The organism is Ruegeria sp. CDSC025 (assembly GCF_059610805.1).
Genome location: NZ_JBXWOJ010000005.1, coordinates 67,404 through 86,256 on the forward strand (window position 1 = coordinate 67,404; position 18,853 = coordinate 86,256).

The following is an 18,853-nucleotide window of genomic DNA, read 5'->3' on the forward strand; positions in this document are numbered from 1 at the left end:
AATCATGGACATGTCACGCGTCGCCGAACAGGGGCTGGTGCTTTTGGGATGCGGAAAGATGGGATCGGCCATGCTTGCCGGGTGGTTAGAGCATGGCCTTCCTGCCTCGTCAGTCTGGGTGATTGATCCTTTCCCGTCGGATTGGCTGAAATCGTCGGGCGTCAACATCAATACCCCGCTACCCGAAGCGCCTGCGGTAGTGCTGGTCGCGGTAAAGCCACAGATGATGGGCGATGCACTGCCCGCAATTACAGCCCTGGGCGGTGGGCGCAGCCTGTTCGTGTCGGTGGCGGCGGGCACCTCGATCTCAACATTCGAAGAGGTGTTGGGCCAGAAAACACCAATCGTGCGTGCCATGCCGAACACCCCGGCGGCGATCCGACAGGGAATCACGGCGTTGATTGGAAATTCTGCTGTTTCGGATGCGGATCTGGCCCTAGCCGAAAACCTGCTATCTGCGGTCGGTGAGACGGTCAGATTGCAGGATGAGGCGCAGATTGATGCCGTTACCGGGCTGAGCGGGTCCGGCCCTGCCTATGTATTCCACCTTATAGAAACGCTCGCTGCTGCGGGTCAGGCTCAGGGCCTGCCACATGATTTGGCGATGAGGCTGGCCAAGTCCACGGTCGCCGGGGCAGGGGCCTTGGCCATGGCGTCTGACGAGGACCCTTCGCAACTGCGCGTCAATGTCACTTCGCCTAATGGAACCACGCAGGCCGCGCTTGAGGTCCTGATGCACGACGAATTCGGTTTTCCCGACCTGCTGCACCGCGCTGTTAAAGCCGCAACTGATCGGTCCAAGGAGCTGTCTCGTGAGTGAAATTACATTCGACGATTTTCTCAAGGTCGACATTCGCGTCGGCGAGGTTATCCGCGCCGAGCCCTTCCCCGAAGCGCGCAAGCCAGCGATCAAGATGTGGATCGATTTTGGACGAGATATCGGCGAGCGGAAAACCTCGGCCCAGATCACTGCGCATTATGATCCCGCCTCATTGGTGGGCAAGCAGGTGATGGCGGTGGTAAATTTCCCTCCGCGCCAGATCGGCAAGTTCCTGTCCGAAGTGCTTGTTTTAGGATTGCCGGATGAGACTGGTGAGATCGTCCTGATCGGGCCGGATGGCAAGGTTCCAACCGGTGGGCGGATGCACTGATGCGTGTGTTCATTGCCCGACCGATGACCGCCTCTGTCGCAGCACGTGCACGCGCAGAGTTTGACGCAGAGATGCGCAGTGAAACCTTGCCGATGTCACTCAAGGAAATGGGGCATGCGCTGTCCGAATTCGATGTGGTGGTGCCGACCTTGGGCGACCTGTTTTCTGCCCAGATCTTTGCTGAGGTGCCGGAACCGCGGTGCAAACTGCTGGCAAACTTTGGGGTTGGGTATAATCACATAGATGTGGAGGCGGCCCGTCAGGCCGGAATCGCGGTGACCAATACGCCGGGCGCTGTCACAGATGCGACTGCCGATATTGCCATGACATTGCTGCTGTCCACGGCCCGCCGCGCCGGAGAAGGCGAACGGCTGGTACGTTCAAACCTTTGGCAGGGCTGGCACCCGACACAGATGTTGGGCCATCACGTGACCGGCAAACGGGTCGGCATTGTGGGCATGGGGCGCATTGGGCAAGCCATCGCGCGACGTTGCCACTATGGGTTTGGTATGCACGTCGCCTATCAATCGCGCAGTCCAAAGGAGTTAGAGTTTCCGGCGGATTATGTCTCAGACCTCAAAGCTTTGGCTGCCGGTGTCGATTTCCTGATCCTGGCTGTGCCGGGCGGTGCCGAAACCCGGCATCTGATCAATGCGCAGGTGCTGCAGGCGATGAACGCTGCTGCCATCCTGATCAATATTTCTCGGGGAGAGGTATTGGATGAATCGGCCCTGATTTCGGCGTTGCAAGAAAAGCAAATCGCGGGTGCGGGTCTGGATGTCTACGAATTCGAACCCGCAGTGCCGCAAGCTCTGATAGATTTGCAGAACGTGACCCTGTTGCCCCACCTGGGTACCGCGACTGAGGAGGTCCGCAGCGCTATGGGGCACATGGCGCTAGATAATGTTGCGGCCTTTGTTCAGGGGCGCCCGCTGCCAAATCCGGTTTAGGTGCCCACGGCCTCGCGCCAATGCCTGCGGCACAGCGAGACATAGGTTTCGTTGCCACCAATTTGGACCTGAGCACCTTGGGTGATGGGATTTCCATTCTCGTCCTGACGAATCACCATTGTTGCCTTGCGGCCGCATTCGCAGATCGTGCGAACCTCACGCATCTCATCCGCCAGCGCCAGCAAGGCGGCCGATCCGGGAAACAGCCGGCCCTGAAAATCGACCCGCAACCCATAAGCCAGCACCGGCACGTTCAGGTCATCTACGGCGCGGGCCAGTTGCCAGACCTGATCTTCGGTCAGGAACTGGGCTTCGTCGATAAAGACACATGCAATTTTGCCTTGCGCCAGACGGGCTTCGATCATGGCGAAAACATCATCATCGGTGTCAAAAGTATCAGCCTCGGATGATATCCCAATCCGCGAGGCAATTTTCCCAGCACCGGCGCGCCCATCCAATGCAGCCGTCATCAGGTAAGTATCCATGCCGCGCTCGCGATAATTATGCGAGGCCTGCAGCAACACGGTCGATTTGCCCGCGTTCATAGTCGAGTAGTTGAAGTAAAGTTTTGCCATGGCTCGGGTCTAATTCGCCAGCCCCGCCTGGGCAAGCCATCTCATGTGGCGAAATGAGCGACGCCGCCGTTGTCCAGTTAGGGGATGAGCTCACGCTCTTTGGGGATGGAGCCCCTGCACTCACAACAGCGACGCCTTCGGCCTATAAGCGGCCTAAACGAAGCGGGGCTAATATGTGCCCCGCTATCACTCGCTACCGGCATTATTGCCGCCACTCACTCACAAAACCCTCGCATATCTGAGGGATAGCCAACATATCGCATTTCAATTATGAATCAGGTATGGGAAATTTCATTTCCCTTTCCCCCGCAATGGCAGATGTAGTGGGGAAGGCAGGTAGCAAAGGTAAAAACATGGCAGATATCGGGGCCTATCTCAAAAAGCACACCGAAGCGTTGGTCAAGGACGTTGGAATTGAGTCCGCGTGCGAGATCACGGGTAAATCCAAAGCCACGCTTGGCCGATATTATTCAGATAATGCAGAGCATGCTGATCGGTTCATGCCGGTTGATGCGGTTGCACGCCTTGAAGCGGTGGCCAACTTTCCGCATGTGACGTCGGCGTTGGCCGACCTCAAGAACATTACGCTGTCATATGATGGCCGCAACACGGACGCTCCTCGCACCGGAGGTGTGAATTCGGATGTCATCGCGTTGAGCCAACGCTTTGCCATGCTTATGACCGAATATCAGTCAGCTATCGAAGACGGTATCATCACGGTGAACGAGGCCAAACGCCTGTTGAAGGAAACCAGCCTGCTGCAGCATGTTCTGATCGAGATGAAGCTGCACCTGGAAGAAGAAAGCGTGAGCTGAGGCAAGGGAAGTTGCGTGTCTTGATCCAGTTTGGTGTGCGTACCGATACTCATGACATGCTAGGTCAAACTTGACCCGATCTGAACGCTCGCATGCTGGGGCTTTTGCCGCTTGCCGCCGGACGGGGTGATGCCAGTGCTGAAACAAGGATCAAACAACCAAGCAGGGTAGAATAAGCCAGGCTTTCTTGTACGAATTTGTGGTTGCGCGGAGTGTTGTCTTAACCGTGCCGTTTCACGATTACCGAACCCACGGAATACCCTGCTCCGAAGGAACAGATAAGGCCGATCTCGCCATCGGTGAAATCGTCAGAGTATTTCGAAAATGCGATGATCGACCCAGCCGAGGACGTGTTCGCATAGTCTTGCAGGATGTTTGGCTGCTCTCCGGGGGCGGGTTCGCGGCCCATGACTTTTTTACCGATAAAATCATTCATCGTTTTGTTCGCCTGATGCAGCCAAAGACGTTTGAGATCGGCGTTGCTGATCCCTTCGGCGTCCATGTGATCGGCAATGTGCTTGCTGACCATTGGAAGAACCTCTTTGAACACTTTACGGCCGTTTTGCATGAACTGCATATCGCGGCGGTCGGTCAATCCCTCTGGCCGAGTGCGACGCAGGAAGCCATTATTGTTTCGGATGTTGTTGGAAAAATCCGTGGCGCAGCTGGTCGACAAAATCTCGAAATGCGGTCCGGTCGCATCCTCGATCCGTTCGATCACGGTGGCCGTTGCCACGTCACCAAAAATAAAGTGGCAATCTCGGTCACGCCATTCCAGGTGGCCCGTGCAAATCTCGGGGTTTACCACAAGCGCACATTTTACCGAACCGGACCTGACCATATCCGCTGCCGCCTGAATGCCGAACGTGGCCGAAGAACAGGCAACGTTCATGTCGAATCCGAACCCTTTGCATCCCAGCGCATGCTGGATCTCGATCGCGATTGCAGGATAAGCCCGTTCATGGTTCGAAGCCGCGCAGATTACCAGATCAACATCGTCCCCGTTGCGCCCGGCCTGTGCCAGCGCTTTCTTGCAGGCGTCAACGGCCATTTCGGTCATGATGCCAGGTTCATCGTCAGAGCGCTGACGAAACAGCGGGTGCATCACGTCGGGATCCAGAACGCCCGCTTTGTCCATCACATAGCGGTTTTCGATTCCGGAGGCCTTCAGAATGAACTCTTCAGACGAATGCTGCATCGGCTCAACGTCACCAGCGGCAATCGCCTCTGCGTTCTGGGTGTTCATCTTGTCGGCATATGCATTGAAGGCCGAAACGAGCTCGGCATTCGTAATGACATTATCTGGCGTGAAAACACCCGAGCCGGTGATTGCTGGCGTATACATGTTGGGTCCTGGATTTCTGGATTCACCCAAAATGCCGTTATGATTGGTATTGTTCAAGAGAGATTGACCCGAGGGAATGTTAAGCTTGGTTGGAAATTGAGCTTCAGTTCTTGAATAGTTCGTTTTTCGAAGTATATACGCGTCAAATTCTGCAAGGAATCATCCCATGGCCCATGATCATAACACTCTGTTGCATCGCTTAAGCCCCGAGATGCAGGCGATGATGGGTGTGTATGCGCTCTATTGGAAGCTCGAGGAGAGCTTCGATGCCATCGAAATAGAGCTGAGCCATCAGGAATGCCATATGGTGATCAAATTGGACCAGCCCAGGCGCATGGGCGTTTTAGCGGCTGACATGCTGTCAGTTCCTTCGACAATCACCTCGACCGCCGATGCCTTGGAAAAAGCGGGCTATCTGAGACGTGAACGCGATCCAGAGGATCGCCGTGCATGGCTTTTGGTTTTGACCGAAAAAGGCACAGAAACACGCCAGATGCTTGTGGCCCAAGCGGGCGCCCTGTTTCAGCGCGCGTCCGGACTGAACAAAGATGAAACCGCAGAATTCGCAAGACTGGCCCGGAAGATCCGGGAAAACATACTGAAAACTGGAATTCCCGAGGGACTGAAGAAATGAAACTGATCTCTGCTTTGGGCGTGGCCCTGATCTTTCTCTCCAGCTCAATCATGGCTGAAGAAGCTGCCAAGCCGGTAAAGCTGATGGTGGTAAAGGAAACCACGCCTGGGTTCACACGTCAGTTCTTTGGTCGCGTCGCTGCGCGGCAAACGGTTGATCTGGCCTTTCAGGTGGCTGGACAGATTGTTGAAATGCCAGTGGCTGAAGGATTTGTCATCCCCAAGGGTGAGCTGATCGCCGAGCTGGATCGTGAGCCGTTCCAGCGCCGCTATGATCGTGCCGTTCTGCAGAAAGATCAGGCGGACCGGACCCTGGCCCGCCTGTCTCGGCTGCGGGGAACTGCGGCCAGCCAAGTGGCTGTGGACGACTCTGAGACTGCGGCGCAACTGGCTGATATCGCTGTGCGTGACGCGCTTTACGATCTGGAACAGGCGACATTGACGGCACCATTTAACGCGCTGGTGTCCAGCCGGGCGGTCGAGGCCTTTACCACTGTTTCCGCAGGTACCCCGATCGTGCGCATCCATGATATGTCCGAACTTCGGATTGAGGTCGACGTACCCGAAATTTTGTTTCAACGGTCGGGCCAGCAGGATGACATCACCATCACCGCGAAATTTCCGGTGAGCGACGAAGTCTTCCCGCTTCAGATCCGCGAATTCGACGCCGAATCTTCAAGTGTCGGTCAAACCTTCCGCATCCAATTTGGCCTGACACCGCCTGAAGGGCTGCAAATTCTGCCTGGTTCGTCGGCTACTGTGACTGTTCGGGTCAAGGACCAGAAACGGGGGATCTTTGTTCCGCCTACAGCCATTGTGGCCGATGTCAAAGGGGCGCTGGGCGTAATGATGTTTTCTCCGACTGGGGCTGACCAAGGGACACTGCGCCGCGTCCCCGTTACCATCGAGCCCACGGAAACCGGTGATGTCAACGTACTGGACGGCCTAAGTGACGGGGAAGAAATCGTTGTCGCCGGCGGCGACGTTTTGATTGACGGTCAGGTGGTGCGCCGCTTTACCGGTCTTGCCAACTAAGGGGCGGATTGATGAACATCGCACGCGCATCCATTGATCGCCCTATCTATACATGGCTGGTCATCCTGATCGCCTTGTTCGGCGGCATCTGGGGATTTCTGTCGCTTGGCCGTCTGGAAGATCCAGCCTTCACAATCAAAAACGCCGTCATCGCTACCCAGTATCCGGGGGCAACGGCTGAACAAGTGGCGCTGGAGGTTTCAGAGCCACTGGAATCCGCCATCCAGCAGATGGGCGAGGTCAAGACAATCACATCAATGAACCAGCCCGGTTTTTCGCTGATCGAGGTCGAGATTAACTCAGCCTATGATGGGACCGAGCTACCGGAGATCTGGACCAAATTGCGCGCCAAAGTCCGTGACGCCTCACGGGAGCTGCCATCGGGGGTGGGTGAACCGCTGGTCAATGACGGGTTTGGCGATGTGTTTGGCTTGTTTTATGCGGTCACGGCCGAGGGCTTCTCGGACGCTGAAAAACATGAGCTTTCCACATTTCTTCGGCGCGAACTACTGACGGTTGACGGTGTCGCGGATGTCGAGGTGATGGGCCTGCCGCAAGAGGCGATCTTTATCGAACCCGACCTGTCTATTTCGGTGAACCAGAACGTGCCTCTGCAGGCGCTTACCGACGCGATTACAAATGCGGACTCGGTAAACTCGTCGGGGTCATTGCGATCAGAAGATGGCCGGACCGCGATATTAACCGCCGAAGGGTCCGATACGGTTTCCGCCATTGCTGGCCTTTCTGTTGGATCGCAGGGCCAGGTTATCAACCTGTTCGATATGTCGAATGTACATCGTGGTCGCCTAACCGATCCTAATGTCATCATCCGGTTCAACGGGACCGAAGCCTTCACTCTGGGTATTGCTGGGCTTTCGACTGATAATATCGTTGAGGTCGGCAAGCGTGCTGACGCGAAATTTGCCGAGTTGGATTCTCAGATCCCCTATGGTGTCGAAATCCTGCCGATTTACCAGCAGCACGTCGTTGTTGAGCAGGCATCGAACGACTTTCTGGTGAACCTCGCGCTGTCGGTCTCTATTGTTGTTGCGGTTTTGGCCCTGTTCATGGGTTGGCGCGCGGCTGTGGTTGTGGGAACAACTCTGTTGCTGACCGTGGTTGGCACGTTGTTGTTCATGGCATTGTTCTCGATCGAAATGGAACGAATTTCGTTGGGCGCTTTGATCATCGCGATGGGTATGTTGGTGGACAACGCCATTGTGGTGGCCGAAGGAATGCAGATTGCAATGCTGCGCGGCAAGAATTCGCGCGATGCGGCGGATGAGGCTGCGGCCAAAACGCAAATCCCGCTGTTGGGAGCAACGGTGATTGGCATCATGGCTTTTGCCGGGATTGGTCTTAGCCCTGATGCGACGGGCGAGTTCTTGTTTTCGCTATTTGCTGTTATCGGGATATCGCTGCTGCTGAGCTGGACCCTGGCGCTGACGGTGACTCCGATGCTTGGGCACTATTTCTTCAAGCAGGGCAAAGAAGGTGAAATTGATGCCTATGGCGGGATCATGTTCCGTGTTTATGGCGCGATCCTAAACTGGGCGCTGCGGTTCCGTTGGATGGTGATTGCAATGCTGGTGGGCATTACCGTGGTCTGTTTCGCAGGATTTGGTTTGGTCAAACAACAGTTCTTTCCAGACTCGAATACACCGCTGTTTTTCGTGCATTACAACCTGCCGCAGGGCACACCCATTGCGCGCACCGCCGAGGATATGGCTGTTTTCGAAAACTGGCTGGCGGATCGGGACGATGTGGTATCTGTCACGACATTTGTTGGGCAAGGAGCAACTCGTTTTTTGTTGACCTACTCTTCGGAAAAACCGAACCCCAGCTACGGTCACATGATCATCCGGACGGAAACATTGGATGACATTCCGGCTTTGCGGGCGGATCTCGAGGCGTTTGGCTCGGCGCAGTTCCCCGAAGGCAAGTTCCGCACCAAGCGGCTGGTCTTTGGTCCTGGCGGCGGTGATCCAATTCAGGCCCGTTTCTCGGGAAGCGATCCGGCGGTGCTTCGGCAACTTGCGAATGAGGCTGTGCAGACGATGCGCGCGGCCTCGCCCAATGCGCTGAACGTCTATCACGACTGGCGCGAACAAGGGCTGGCTGTCCAGCCAATTTATGCGACCGAACGGGCGCAGACCGCTGGGGTGTCGCGCGAAGATATCGCGGCGACTCTGCAATTCTCGACCGATGGGATCACCGGTGGTGTGTTCCGCGAGCGCGACCGCCTGATTCCGATCATCTTGCGCCGCCCGGTGGACGGGGATTATTCGATCGTGGATCAGGTTGTATTCTCGGACCAGTCGCAGAAATTCGTACCGATTGAGCAGATGGTCGACAGGTTCGAATATAAGGCACTCAATACGCTGGTTCACCGCCGGGATCGTGTGCTGACCATTACGGTAGGGGCCGACATCCCGCCGGATTTGACAGCTGCGCAGGTTCATTCCGAAGTCCGCACAGCTATTGAAAGCATGGAGCTGCCAGCGGGCTATCGACTGGAATGGGGTGGAGAGTTCGAGAATGCTGGCGATGCAAATAAAAGCCTGGGTCGTCAGTTGCCGTTGAGCCTGTTGATCATGGTTCTGATTTCGGTGCTGATATTCAACGCCATTCGTCAGCCGATCATTATCTGGCTGTTGGTACCGATGTCGGTAAACGGAGTGGTGATCGGTCTGCTGGGCACGGGTCTGCCGTTCACATTTACGGCGCTACTGGGACTGCTTAGCCTATCGGGGATGCTGATCAAGAACGGTATCGTTTTGGTCGAAGAGATCGACTTGGTACGTGCAACCGGGCAGGGGTTGCGTGAATCGATCATAGAGGCTTCGGTCTCGCGTTTGCGCCCCGTGATGCTGGCCGCAATCACGACGATTTTGGGTATGGCTCCGTTGTTGACGGATGCGTTCTTCAGGTCGATGGCGGTGACCATCATGGGAGGTCTGGCCTTTGCCACGGTCCTTACCATGGTGGCGGCCCCCGTGTTCTACATGGTGTTCTTCCTGCCGGAGGAACGGCGCAAGAAACCACCGCAGCCGGTTGTCTAAATGAAAACCCCCGGTCATGGACCGGGGGTTTTGCTTTATTCTGGTGTAGTGGGGGGAAGGTCAGCCTTGCAGGGACCTGACCTCGACATCACCTTCGGCTTGCGCCTTTATCGCCAACGCGGCAGCGTGGCTGGCGGCGGCGGTGGTGAAATATGGGATCTTGTCATAAAGCGCGATGGATCGGATGGCCTTGCTGTCCTCGACCGCCTGTGCACCTTCGGTGGTATTCATCACCAACTGTACCTGACCATCTTTAAGCATGTCAGCGACGTCGGGGCGACCTTCGTAGACCTTGTTGACCAGATCACAGGCAATACCGTGCTCGGCCAGCCAGCTTTGCGTTCCGCGGGTGGCGACAAGGGCAAAGCCCTGCGCGGCCAGAACCTGTGCGGCCTCAAGCATGGCCGGGGTCTTGTCGGCATCCTTGATCGAGATAAACGCACGACCCGAGGATGGCAGAACCATGCCCGCACCCATCTGTGCTTTGAGGAAGGCACGGGGGAAGTCGCGGTCCCAGCCCATGACTTCTCCGGTCGAGCGCATCTCAGGCCCCAGAATAGTGTCGACGCCGGGGAACCGGGCGAAGGGCAGCACTGCCTCTTTCACCGAGAACCACGGCATATCCGGATCGGCCAGCGTCATCTGGTCGGCGATCTTGGTGTCGTCCACGGTCTTGTAAGCCGGGCGCAACGGGAAATCCGCGAGCTTCTCGCCGGCCATCACACGCGCGGCGATGGAGGCAATGGCGCTGTCCGTGGCTTTGGCCACAAATGGCACGGTGCGTGAGGCGCGCGGGTTGACTTCGATCAGGTAGATATCGTCATCCTTGATCGCAAATTGTACATTCATTAGGCCGACAACGTTCAACGCCTTGGCCAGCTTGAAAGTCTGATCCTTGATCCGGCTAATCACCTCTTTCGACAGCGAGTAGGGCGGCAGCGAACAGGCGCTATCGCCCGAATGCACGCCAGCCTCTTCGATATGCTGCATGATGCCTGCGACATGTACGTCCGTGCCGTCGCACAGGGCGTCGACATCCAGTTCAACCGCGCCCGCCAAATAGCTGTCCAGCAGCACGGGGCTGTCGCCCGAGACCACCACGGCCTCGTTGATATAGCGCCGCAGCTGGTCCATATCGCGCACGATTTCCATCGCGCGGCCACCCAGTACATAGGACGGGCGGATCACTAGCGGAAAGCCGATATCCTCGGCGATTTTCAGCGCCTGCTCGTCGGTCGAGGCAATGCCGTTATTGGGCTGTTTCAGGCCCAGATCGTTGACTAGCGCCTGGAAGCGTTCACGGTCTTCGGCCAGATCGATGGCGTCTGGCGTGGTGCCGAGGATCGGGATGCCTTCCTCTTCCAGCGCATTTGCCAGTTTCAGCGGGGTCTGACCGCCGAACTGCACGATTACTCCGTGCAACGTGCCGTTTTCTTGTTCCTTCGTCAGGATTTCCATCACGTGCTCGAAGGTCAGAGGCTCGAAATACAACCGATCCGAGGTGTCGTAGTCGGTCGACACGGTCTCGGGGTTGCAGTTTATCATGATAGTTTCATAGCCCGCTTCAGTCAGTGCGAAACAGGCGTGACAGCAGCAATAGTCAAACTCGATCCCCTGACCGATCCGGTTCGGGCCGCCGCCAAGGATGACGACCTTTTTGCGATCGCTCGGGCGTGCCTCGCACTCAACATCACCCATCATAGGGGCTTCGTAGGTCGAGTACATATAGGGCGTCTGCGCCTCAAACTCGGCAGCGCAAGTGTCGATGCGTTTGAACACTGCGTTAACACCCAGATTGCGGCGGGCGCGGCGTACATTGCCTTCGTCACGGCCTGTCAGGTTGCCCAAGCGCGCATCGGTAAAGCCAAGCATTTTCAGCCTGCGGATGCCTTCTTCGGTCACCGGCAGGCCGTCTTTGCGCAACTGACGCTCGGCCTCGATGATCTCGCGGATGCGGGCCAGGAACCAAGGGTCAAATTTGGTGACACCAAAAATCTCATCATCGGTCAAACCGTGACGCATGGCCTGCGCGATGGTGCGCAGACGGTCGGGGGTTTGCTTGCTGATCGCTTTGATCACCGCGACTTTGTCACTGACCTCGTCCCAGACACCAACGTTCAGGCCGGGGATTTCCACTTCATCAAAGCCAGTCAGGCCGGATTCCATCGAGGCCAGCGCCTTTTGCATCGATTCGTGGATCGTGCGGCCAATGGACATGGCCTCACCCACCGATTTCATCGCCGTGGTCAGGTAAGGTTCAGAGCCGGGGAACTTTTCGAACGCAAATTTCGGAATTTTTGTCACGACATAGTCGATGGTTGGCTCGAAGGAGGCGGGCGTGACCTTGGTGATGTCATTGTCCAGTTCGTCCAGCGTATAGCCAACAGCCAGTTTGGCCGCGATCTTCGCAATCGGGAACCCGGTCGCCTTGGACGCCAGCGCGGACGAACGCGACACGCGGGGGTTCATCTCGATCACGACCATTCGGCCGTCTTCGGGGTTGATCGCCCATTGTACGTTCGAACCGCCGGTCTCGACCCCAATCTCGCGCAGAACGGCGATGGAGCCGTTGCGCATGATCTGGTATTCTTTGTCGGTCAGTGTCAGGGCAGGGGCCACGGTGATCGAGTCGCCGGTATGCACACCCATCGGGTCGATATTCTCAATGGAACAGACGATGATGGCGTTGTCGGCCGTGTCGCGTACCACCTCCATCTCATACTCTTTCCAACCCAGCAGGCTCTCATCGACGAGGATTTGGTTTACCGGCGAGGCATCCATGCCCGAGCGGCAGAAGTGAATATAATCCTCGCGGTTATAAGCCACACCGCCGCCGGTGCCGCCCATGGTAAAGGCGGGGCGAATGATGGCAGGCAGGCCGATGTCTTCCAGATCGCCCAAGGCAATCTGGACGCCAGCATCAAGATCGGTGGAGCCGTCGTCGCGCTTGGGGGCGGTAACAATGGTGGCCTTGGGGTTTTCGATGCCCAGCCGATCCATCGCTTCGCGGAATAGTTTGCGGTCTTCGGCCATTTCGATGGCGTCGCGGGTCGCACCGATCATCTCGACACCGAACTCGTCCAGTACGCCCATCTCTTCCAGTGCAAGTGAGGTGTTCAGTCCGGTCTGCCCACCCATTGTGGGCAACAAGGCGTCGGGGCGTTCCTTCTCGATGATCTTGGCGACAACTTCGGGCGTGATCGGCTCGATATAAGTGGCATCAGCCAGACCGGGATCGGTCATGATTGTCGCCGGGTTTGAGTTTACCAGAATGACCCGGTATCCTTCTTCGCGCAGGGCTTTACAGGCCTGTGCGCCTGAATAGTCGAATTCGCAGGCCTGACCGATGACAATGGGGCCCGCCCCGATGATCATGATCGACTGGATGTCGGTTCTTCTCGGCATAGCCTGTTTCCTTCGGTTAACTGCGAGTCAGGGCACCGCCCGCGTGCCCAAATTGTTCTGCGTTATAGGGACCGCGCCAAAAGGTTCAAGAGGTATCGGAAACAGGGGCGAAATTGCCGCTTTCCCCTCTTTCCCTTACCGCCGTATTGTCTATACCGCGCAGCACGACAAATGAGGATGCACGTGCGTATTCGTTTTGATCAGGGGCCGGCCGGATCGGGAACTTATTTCGAACGGCCAGACCGGGTGATCCGCGCAGACAAAGCGGAAGACGTGCCACAGGCTTTGGCGGCGCTGGATGAGGCACGCGCGGATGGGGCCTGGCTGGCCGGTTATGCAAGCTATGAGCTTGGATATGCGTTGGAACCCCGCCTGTTGGTCCGGATGCCTACTGACCGCCGCCTGCCACTGCTGTGTTTCGGCGCCTATGATGCGCCAGGCCAGGCCGATCTGCCCGCACCCCTAGGCGGTGTTGCCGAATTCACACCGCGCTGGGACGAGGCAAGATATGCACGCGCCTTTCAGCTGGTCCACGATGCGATCGGGGCCGGGGATATCTATCAGGCCAACCTGACGTTCCCCATTGATCTGACGGTCCAAGGCGACAGCGCCGCGCTTTATGCCGCACTGGCAGCAGGCCAGCCCGTTGGTCACGGGGCGTTGGTGCTGCAGGATGGTCTGCCCGATCTGCTCAGCCGTTCGCCCGAGCTGTTCTTTCGCACCGATGCTGATCGGATGATCGAAACCCGCCCGATGAAGGGCACGCAGCCGCGCAGCGAAGACATGGCCGAGGATGCGCGCCGCCGCGATTTCCTGTCGGTTGACGACAAGAACCGCGCCGAAAACCTCATGATCGTCGACCTTCTGCGCAATGATATCAGCCGCGTCGCTTTGCCGGGGTCGGTGAAGGTGCCCGAGCTGTTCAAGGTCGAAACATATGCAACCGTGCATCAGATGATCTCGCTGGTGCAGGCACAGCTGCATCTTGGGGCAGAACTTTCCGATATCCTAAACGCGTTATTTCCCTGCGGCTCGATCACAGGCGCGCCCAAAATTCGCGCGATGGAGATCTTGACCGATCTCGAACCCTGGCCACGCGATATCTATTGTGGTGCTATCGGTTGGGCCGCGCCAGACGGGCGATCCGAGTTCAACGTGGCTATTCGCACGCTGATGGTCGACGGCAACAAGGCCACGCTGAATGTGGGTGGGGGCGTCGTTTGGGACAGCACTGCCCCATCCGAATATGAGGAAGCGCTATGGAAGGCACGTTTCGCCCACCAGCTGACCCTGACTTCCGTCTGATCGAAACGCTGGCATTCCGGCCAGAGAGCGGGTTTGTGCGTGTTGGAAAACATCTGGCCCGGATGGAGCGTTCGGCACGGGCATTGGGGCTTCCTTTCGATGCAGGGCGCGCGATTGCAACGCTTGACCAAGTTGCGGGTTCAATCTCGTTGCGCTGTCGATTGACGATGGACATCAGTGGCGGGTTTGGCGTGACAACTGGTGCACTGGCGGATAACCCGTCCGTCTGGCGGGTCGCAGTTTCCAATACGAGGCTTGCCGCCTCTGATATCTGGTTGCAGCACAAGACGACGCAGCGCGATGTTTATGACCGGGCCCGGGCGGCACTGCCCGAGGGCGTAGATGAGTGGCTGTTTCTGAATGAGCGTGACGAAGTGTGCGAGGGCACCATCACTAACATCTTTCTGGGCATGCCCGATGGTCGTTGCCTGACGCCGCCCTTGTCCTCCGGTTTGCTTCCCGGGATCTTGCGCGAAGACTTGCTGGAAAATAATAAAGTCAGCGAGGCGGTGCTGACCATGACCAACCTGCAAAGCGCGGAAAGGTTCTGGATGGGCAATTCCTTGCGAGGCCTGATCTGGGCAGAATTGGCGGTACTGTGAACAGGCAAACCGATTGGGCTGAAGCCGCAGCATCTTCCCGTTGGTTGCGACTGGAATTCGGTTTGTTCTTCGTCGCCATACCTGTGCTGATCGCCGTACTTTTCCCGCCAAACTGGATGTTTCCATCGCTGTTTACCTTTACGGCCATCGGGATCGTGTTGTTGCATTTCACGCACGGATTTGCTTGGGCTGAATTGCGATATAACTGGCGCAACTGGTCCTGGCCCGAAGTCGCCGGCTTTGCTGTGGGAATGACACTGTTTTGTGTTGCGCTAGTACGACTGACCCGTCCCGAAGCTGCCTTTTTCCTGTTGCACAACCAACCCGAGCTGCTGGCGATGATTTGGGTGTTTTACCCATTCGTTTCCGCCCTGCCGCAAGAGCTGCTGTTCCGGTCGCTGTTCTTTCGTCGTTACCACGCGATCCTGCCCAATGGACGCACAGCTTATCTGCTGAATGCATCGCTCTTCTCGCTTGCGCATTTGATGTATTGGAGCTGGATCGTAGCTCTGATGACATTTGCCGGAGGGTTGCTGTTCACCTGGGCCTATCGCAAACGCGGATCGTTTTTCTATGCGGTTCTGCTGCATGCCATCGCGGGGAACATCATCTTTGCGGTGGGTCTGGGCATCTATTTCTACTCAGGCAACGTGCAAAGGCCGTTTTGACGGTGCGACTTGCCTTGACTTTCCCAGTCTGACGCGGTGTATCGGCCCGACCAATTCTGCGCCCGAAGGGATATGATCCATGCACGCCTATCGCAGCCACACCTGCGCCGCTCTGACCGCCGCCAATGTCGGTGAAACCGTTCGCCTGTCTGGCTGGGTGCATCGGGTCCGAGATCACGGCGGCGTTCTATTCATCGACCTTCGCGATCATTTCGGCGTCACACAGGTTTTGTGCGACGGCGACAGCGCGGCATTCGCCGAACTGGAAAAAGTCCGCTCGGAATGGTGTATCCGTATCGATGGCACAGTCAAAGCGCGCGCCGCCGATCTGGTGAACGCGAAATTGCCCACGGGCGAGATCGAAGTTTACGTGCGCGAGTTGGAAGTACTGGGCGCCGCTGACGAGCTGCCGCTGATGGTGTTCGGCGATCAGGAATACCCTGAGGAAACGCGCCTGCGCTATCGCTATCTGGACCTGCGCCGCGAAGTGATGCAGCAGAATATGACCTTGCGCTCGGACGTTGTTGCCTCGATGCGCCGCCGGATGTGGGATCAGGGCTTCCGCGAGTATCAGACGCCGATTATCACCGCATCGTCGCCTGAAGGCGCGCGTGACTTCCTTGTGCCGTCGCGTTTGCACCCGGGCAAGTTCTACGCGCTGCCGCAGGCCCCACAGCAGTTCAAACAGCTGATCATGGTGTCGGGCTTCGACAAGTATTTCCAGATTGCGCCCTGTTTCCGCGACGAAGATCCGCGTGCCGACCGCTCACCCACCGATTTCTACCAGCTTGACCTTGAGATGTCGTTTGTTGAGCAGCAAGACGTATTCGACACGATTCAGCCCGTTCTGACCGGCGTGTTCGAAGAGTTCGGCGGCGGCCGTAAAGTCGATCAGGACTGGCCGCAGATTTCCTACAAGGACGCGGCCCTGTGGTATGGCAGCGACAAGCCCGACCTGCGGAATCCTATTAAAATGCAAGTGGTCTCCGACCACTTCCGCGGGTCTGGCTTCGCGATTTTCGCGAAGCTGTTGGAGCAGGATGGCACCGAAATTCGCGCCATACCAGCGCCCACAGGCGGCAGCCGCAAGTTCTGCGATCGCATGAACGCCTTTGCCCAGAAAGAGGGTCTGCCCGGTATGGGCTATATCTTCTGGCGCGATCAGGGTGAAGGGATGGAGGCCGCTGGTCCACTGGCCAAAAACATTGGCCCTGAACGGACCGAGGCGATCCGCCAGCAGTTGGGTCTGGGCGTCGGAGACGCGGCGTTCTTCCTGGGTGGCAAACCGAAAGCCTTTGAAAAGGTGGCCGGCAGGGCGCGCGATGTGATCGGTGATGAACTGAACCTGACCGAGAAAGACCGCTTTGCCTTTGCCTGGATCGTCGATTTTCCGATCTATGAGCAAGACGAAGAAACCGGTGCGATCGACTTTGAACACAACCCCTTCTCGATGCCGCAGGGCGGGATGGAGGCGCTGCAGGGTAATCCTCTTGACGTGCGCGGTTATCAATATGACCTGGCCTGTAACGGATACGAGCTGGTCTCGGGCGCGATCCGGAACCACAAGCCCGAGATCATGCTGAAGGCTTTTGAGCTGGCTGGCTACGGCGCGGATGAGGTGAAATCCCGCTTTGGCGCGCTGTTCAACGCCTTCCACTATGGCGCCCCGCCGCACGGTGGCTGTGCAGCTGGTATCGACCGGATCGTGATGCTTTTGGCCGATGAAGCCAATATCCGCGAAGTCATGATGTTCCCGATGAACCAGCGTGCCGAGGATCTGATGATGCAGGCACCGTCCGACCCGGCCTCGGACCAGCTGATGGAGTTGGGCCTGCGGATTATCCCTCAGGACTGATAGAAAACCCGCCACAGTCGCCTGTGGCGGTTTTTTCTGTTTTCAACCCATTCCCAATTCGCTGTTAGCGGGTTTACAGGAAATGGTCCTTTTTCCTCTCGCGGCTGTTCCGAATGTCACGCGCGCTGACGCGTGTCTGTCTGTATGCCCACAGACAAAGGAGCGATGCGGTAATTAGATATGCGGTTGTCACTTCAGATAGCCTCGCGCTGTTCCAGACGGGCCTGCACTATTCCCGCAACCTGGGCTGTCAGAGCGGTGATGGGCATACCTGCGGCGCGTGAGGCTGCCAACTGCTGGGCGGCTTCGGCCAGAACCGTATCTTCAGCATCACGGGCAACGCCGCGCAGGAATTGGGCCGCATAGTCCAGTGACCAATGGTCATTCGGTCCGGCCAGAACATCTGCGATATGTGCCATGTCGTCCTGATAGGCCATAGGATCGGGGCATATCACCTCATCCTGAACGGCGTGGAGTGTGCAGGGGCGGCGGTCTTCAGGTAGACAATTCAGAATAGACGACTGGAAATAGGACAGTGAGTTAAGCGGTTTGGCAAGAAACCCGTCCGCGCCAACCTCTGTCGCAAGGGTTTCTGAATTGTCGTCTCCTGACATGCCCAGGATCGCTCCGATCCGGGGCGTAGTCATGGCCAATTCGGCAATCAGATCAGCACCAGAGCCATCTGGCAGCCCCATATCCACCAAGATCACCGAAGGTCGATAGATCTGAAGATGGCGCCGGGCGGACTTCAGGCAATCGGCCCGCCTGATCCGCGCACCCGAATGCAAACACATTAACCGGATAGCGTCGCAGGCATAGCGGCTGTCTTCAACAACCAAAATGGTTTGTCCCAGCAGCGGCCGCGTGGCCGTTGGCTGTGCGGGTGCGGTAAAGGGGCTCGAATCGTCCATGGCAGAACTCCTATTCAGCAGATGCTTCACGCTAGGAACTTCTGGCTAACACGGGGTTAACGGCAATTTGGCGCACTTGTCCTTTGCCTGATCTGTCCCCATAACCGCTGCAACTCAGAAGGTAGGAGAGTTCCATGATTGGCCGCTTAAACCACGTTGCCATTGCCGTCCCTGATCTTATGGCGGCGTCTGAACAGTACCGCAGCGCTTTAGGTGCCAAGGTTGGCACGCCGCAGGATGAACCTGATCACGGCGTTACTGTGGTGTTCATTGAATTGCCCAACACCAAGATCGAGTTGCTTTATCCTTTGGGCGATGACAGCCCGATCAACGGTTTTCTAGAGAAGAACCCCGCCGGCGGAATCCATCATGTCTGCTATGAGGTGGAGGATATCATTGCCGCGCGTGATCACCTGAAAGAAACCGGCGCCCGGGTGCTGGGTAGCGGTGAACCCAAGATCGGCGCGCACGGGAAACCGGTTCTTTTCCTGCATCCCAAAGATTTCAACGGTTGTCTGGTCGAGTTGGAACAAGTATAAAC

Annotated in this window: 16 protein-coding genes; 12 read left to right on the forward strand and 4 right to left on the reverse strand. The window is 57.2% G+C overall.

Annotation, left to right across the window (positions count from 1 at the left end; genetic code table 11):
* The first annotated feature begins 4 nt into the window (after positions 1–4).
* From proC to AC2FH8_RS09490, 3 genes are read left to right on the forward strand one after another with little or no spacing between them, the layout of a single operon-like run.
* Positions 5–820, forward strand: coding sequence for a pyrroline-5-carboxylate reductase (gene proC / locus AC2FH8_RS09480; RefSeq protein ID WP_142636570.1), 816 nt, complete (start codon positions 5–7; stop codon positions 818–820).
* Complete coding sequence (locus AC2FH8_RS09485; RefSeq protein ID WP_271949232.1) at positions 813–1,151, forward strand: tRNA-binding protein; 339 nt, start codon at positions 813–815, stop codon at positions 1,149–1,151. Before proC ends, AC2FH8_RS09485 begins: the two co-directional genes overlap by 8 nt.
* A complete protein-coding gene (locus tag AC2FH8_RS09490; RefSeq protein WP_271949234.1) occupies positions 1,151–2,101 on the forward strand; it encodes a 2-hydroxyacid dehydrogenase in 951 nt (316 codons plus the stop codon). The genes AC2FH8_RS09485 and AC2FH8_RS09490 overlap by 1 nt, the downstream gene beginning before the upstream one ends.
* On the opposite strand, the gene AC2FH8_RS09495 is transcribed toward AC2FH8_RS09490, so the two are convergent.
* A complete protein-coding gene (locus AC2FH8_RS09495) occupies positions 2,098–2,676 on the reverse strand; it encodes a thymidine kinase (protein ID WP_142636576.1) in 579 nt (192 codons plus the stop codon). The two genes, AC2FH8_RS09490 and AC2FH8_RS09495, sit on opposite strands and share 4 nt — an antisense overlap.
* Before the next feature lie 353 nt (positions 2,677–3,029).
* Here AC2FH8_RS09495 and AC2FH8_RS09500 point away from each other — a divergent pair, with 353 nt between their 5' ends.
* Entirely contained in the window at positions 3,030–3,491 is a 462-nt protein-coding gene (locus tag AC2FH8_RS09500) for a hypothetical protein (protein ID WP_142636888.1), read from the forward strand.
* A gap of 220 nt (positions 3,492–3,711) precedes the next feature.
* On the opposite strand, the gene AC2FH8_RS09505 is transcribed toward AC2FH8_RS09500, so the two are convergent.
* On the reverse strand, positions 3,712–4,836 hold the full coding sequence (locus AC2FH8_RS09505; protein WP_496689561.1) for a beta-ketoacyl-ACP synthase III: 1,125 nt from the start codon (positions 4,834–4,836) through the stop codon (positions 3,712–3,714).
* A 166-nt stretch (positions 4,837–5,002) separates the two neighbouring features.
* On the opposite strand from AC2FH8_RS09505, the gene AC2FH8_RS09510 reads away from it, so the two are divergent.
* The 3 genes from AC2FH8_RS09510 to AC2FH8_RS09520 are packed head-to-tail and all read left to right on the forward strand — an operon-like array spanning position 5,003 to position 9,566.
* On the forward strand, positions 5,003–5,470 hold the full coding sequence (locus AC2FH8_RS09510) for a MarR family winged helix-turn-helix transcriptional regulator (protein WP_185956678.1): 468 nt from the start codon (positions 5,003–5,005) through the stop codon (positions 5,468–5,470).
* A complete protein-coding gene (locus AC2FH8_RS09515; RefSeq protein ID WP_496689563.1) occupies positions 5,467–6,504 on the forward strand; it encodes an efflux RND transporter periplasmic adaptor subunit in 1,038 nt (345 codons plus the stop codon). The genes AC2FH8_RS09510 and AC2FH8_RS09515 overlap by 4 nt, the downstream gene beginning before the upstream one ends.
* 11 nt (positions 6,505–6,515) lie before the next feature.
* On the forward strand, positions 6,516–9,566 hold the full coding sequence (locus tag AC2FH8_RS09520; RefSeq protein ID WP_281972672.1) for an efflux RND transporter permease subunit: 3,051 nt from the start codon (positions 6,516–6,518) through the stop codon (positions 9,564–9,566).
* Positions 9,567–9,626: 60 nt separating this feature from the next.
* Here AC2FH8_RS09520 and carB read toward each other — a convergent pair whose 3' ends face one another.
* The gene (gene carB, locus AC2FH8_RS09525) at positions 9,627–12,971 is read right to left on the reverse strand and encodes a carbamoyl-phosphate synthase large subunit (RefSeq protein ID WP_271949249.1); all 3,345 of its coding nucleotides are present in this window, start codon (positions 12,969–12,971) and stop codon (positions 9,627–9,629) included.
* A 177-nt stretch (positions 12,972–13,148) separates the two neighbouring features.
* Here carB and AC2FH8_RS09530 point away from each other — a divergent pair, with 177 nt between their 5' ends.
* The 4 genes from AC2FH8_RS09530 to aspS all read left to right on the forward strand — a co-directional run bounded on the left by AC2FH8_RS09530 (position 13,149) and on the right by aspS (position 17,401).
* Entirely contained in the window at positions 13,149–14,276 is a 1,128-nt protein-coding gene (locus AC2FH8_RS09530) for an aminodeoxychorismate synthase component I (protein ID WP_496689565.1), read from the forward strand.
* Complete coding sequence (locus AC2FH8_RS09535; RefSeq protein WP_496689567.1) at positions 14,231–14,878, forward strand: aminotransferase class IV family protein; 648 nt, start codon at positions 14,231–14,233, stop codon at positions 14,876–14,878. The genes AC2FH8_RS09530 and AC2FH8_RS09535 overlap by 46 nt, the downstream gene beginning before the upstream one ends.
* Positions 14,875–15,546 carry a CPBP family intramembrane glutamic endopeptidase gene (locus AC2FH8_RS09540; RefSeq protein WP_496689569.1) on the forward strand — a complete coding sequence of 224 codons (672 nt, stop codon included), beginning with the start codon at positions 14,875–14,877 and terminating at the stop codon, positions 15,544–15,546. The genes AC2FH8_RS09535 and AC2FH8_RS09540 overlap by 4 nt, the downstream gene beginning before the upstream one ends.
* Before the next feature lie 79 nt (positions 15,547–15,625).
* Positions 15,626–17,401: an aspartate--tRNA ligase gene (gene aspS / locus AC2FH8_RS09545; RefSeq protein WP_496689571.1), complete on the forward strand. Its 1,776-nt coding sequence runs from the start codon at positions 15,626–15,628 to the stop codon at positions 17,399–17,401.
* A 194-nt stretch (positions 17,402–17,595) separates the two neighbouring features.
* Here the strand turns inward: aspS and AC2FH8_RS09550 are convergent, their stop codons facing one another.
* A complete protein-coding gene (locus AC2FH8_RS09550) occupies positions 17,596–18,312 on the reverse strand; it encodes a response regulator (protein ID WP_281972676.1) in 717 nt (238 codons plus the stop codon).
* 134 nt (positions 18,313–18,446) lie between these two features.
* Here AC2FH8_RS09550 and mce point away from each other — a divergent pair, with 134 nt between their 5' ends.
* Positions 18,447–18,851, forward strand: a complete 405-nt coding sequence (gene mce / locus AC2FH8_RS09555) for a methylmalonyl-CoA epimerase (RefSeq protein ID WP_281972677.1) — start codon at positions 18,447–18,449, stop codon at positions 18,849–18,851.
* Positions 18,852–18,853: the final 2 nt, after the last annotated feature.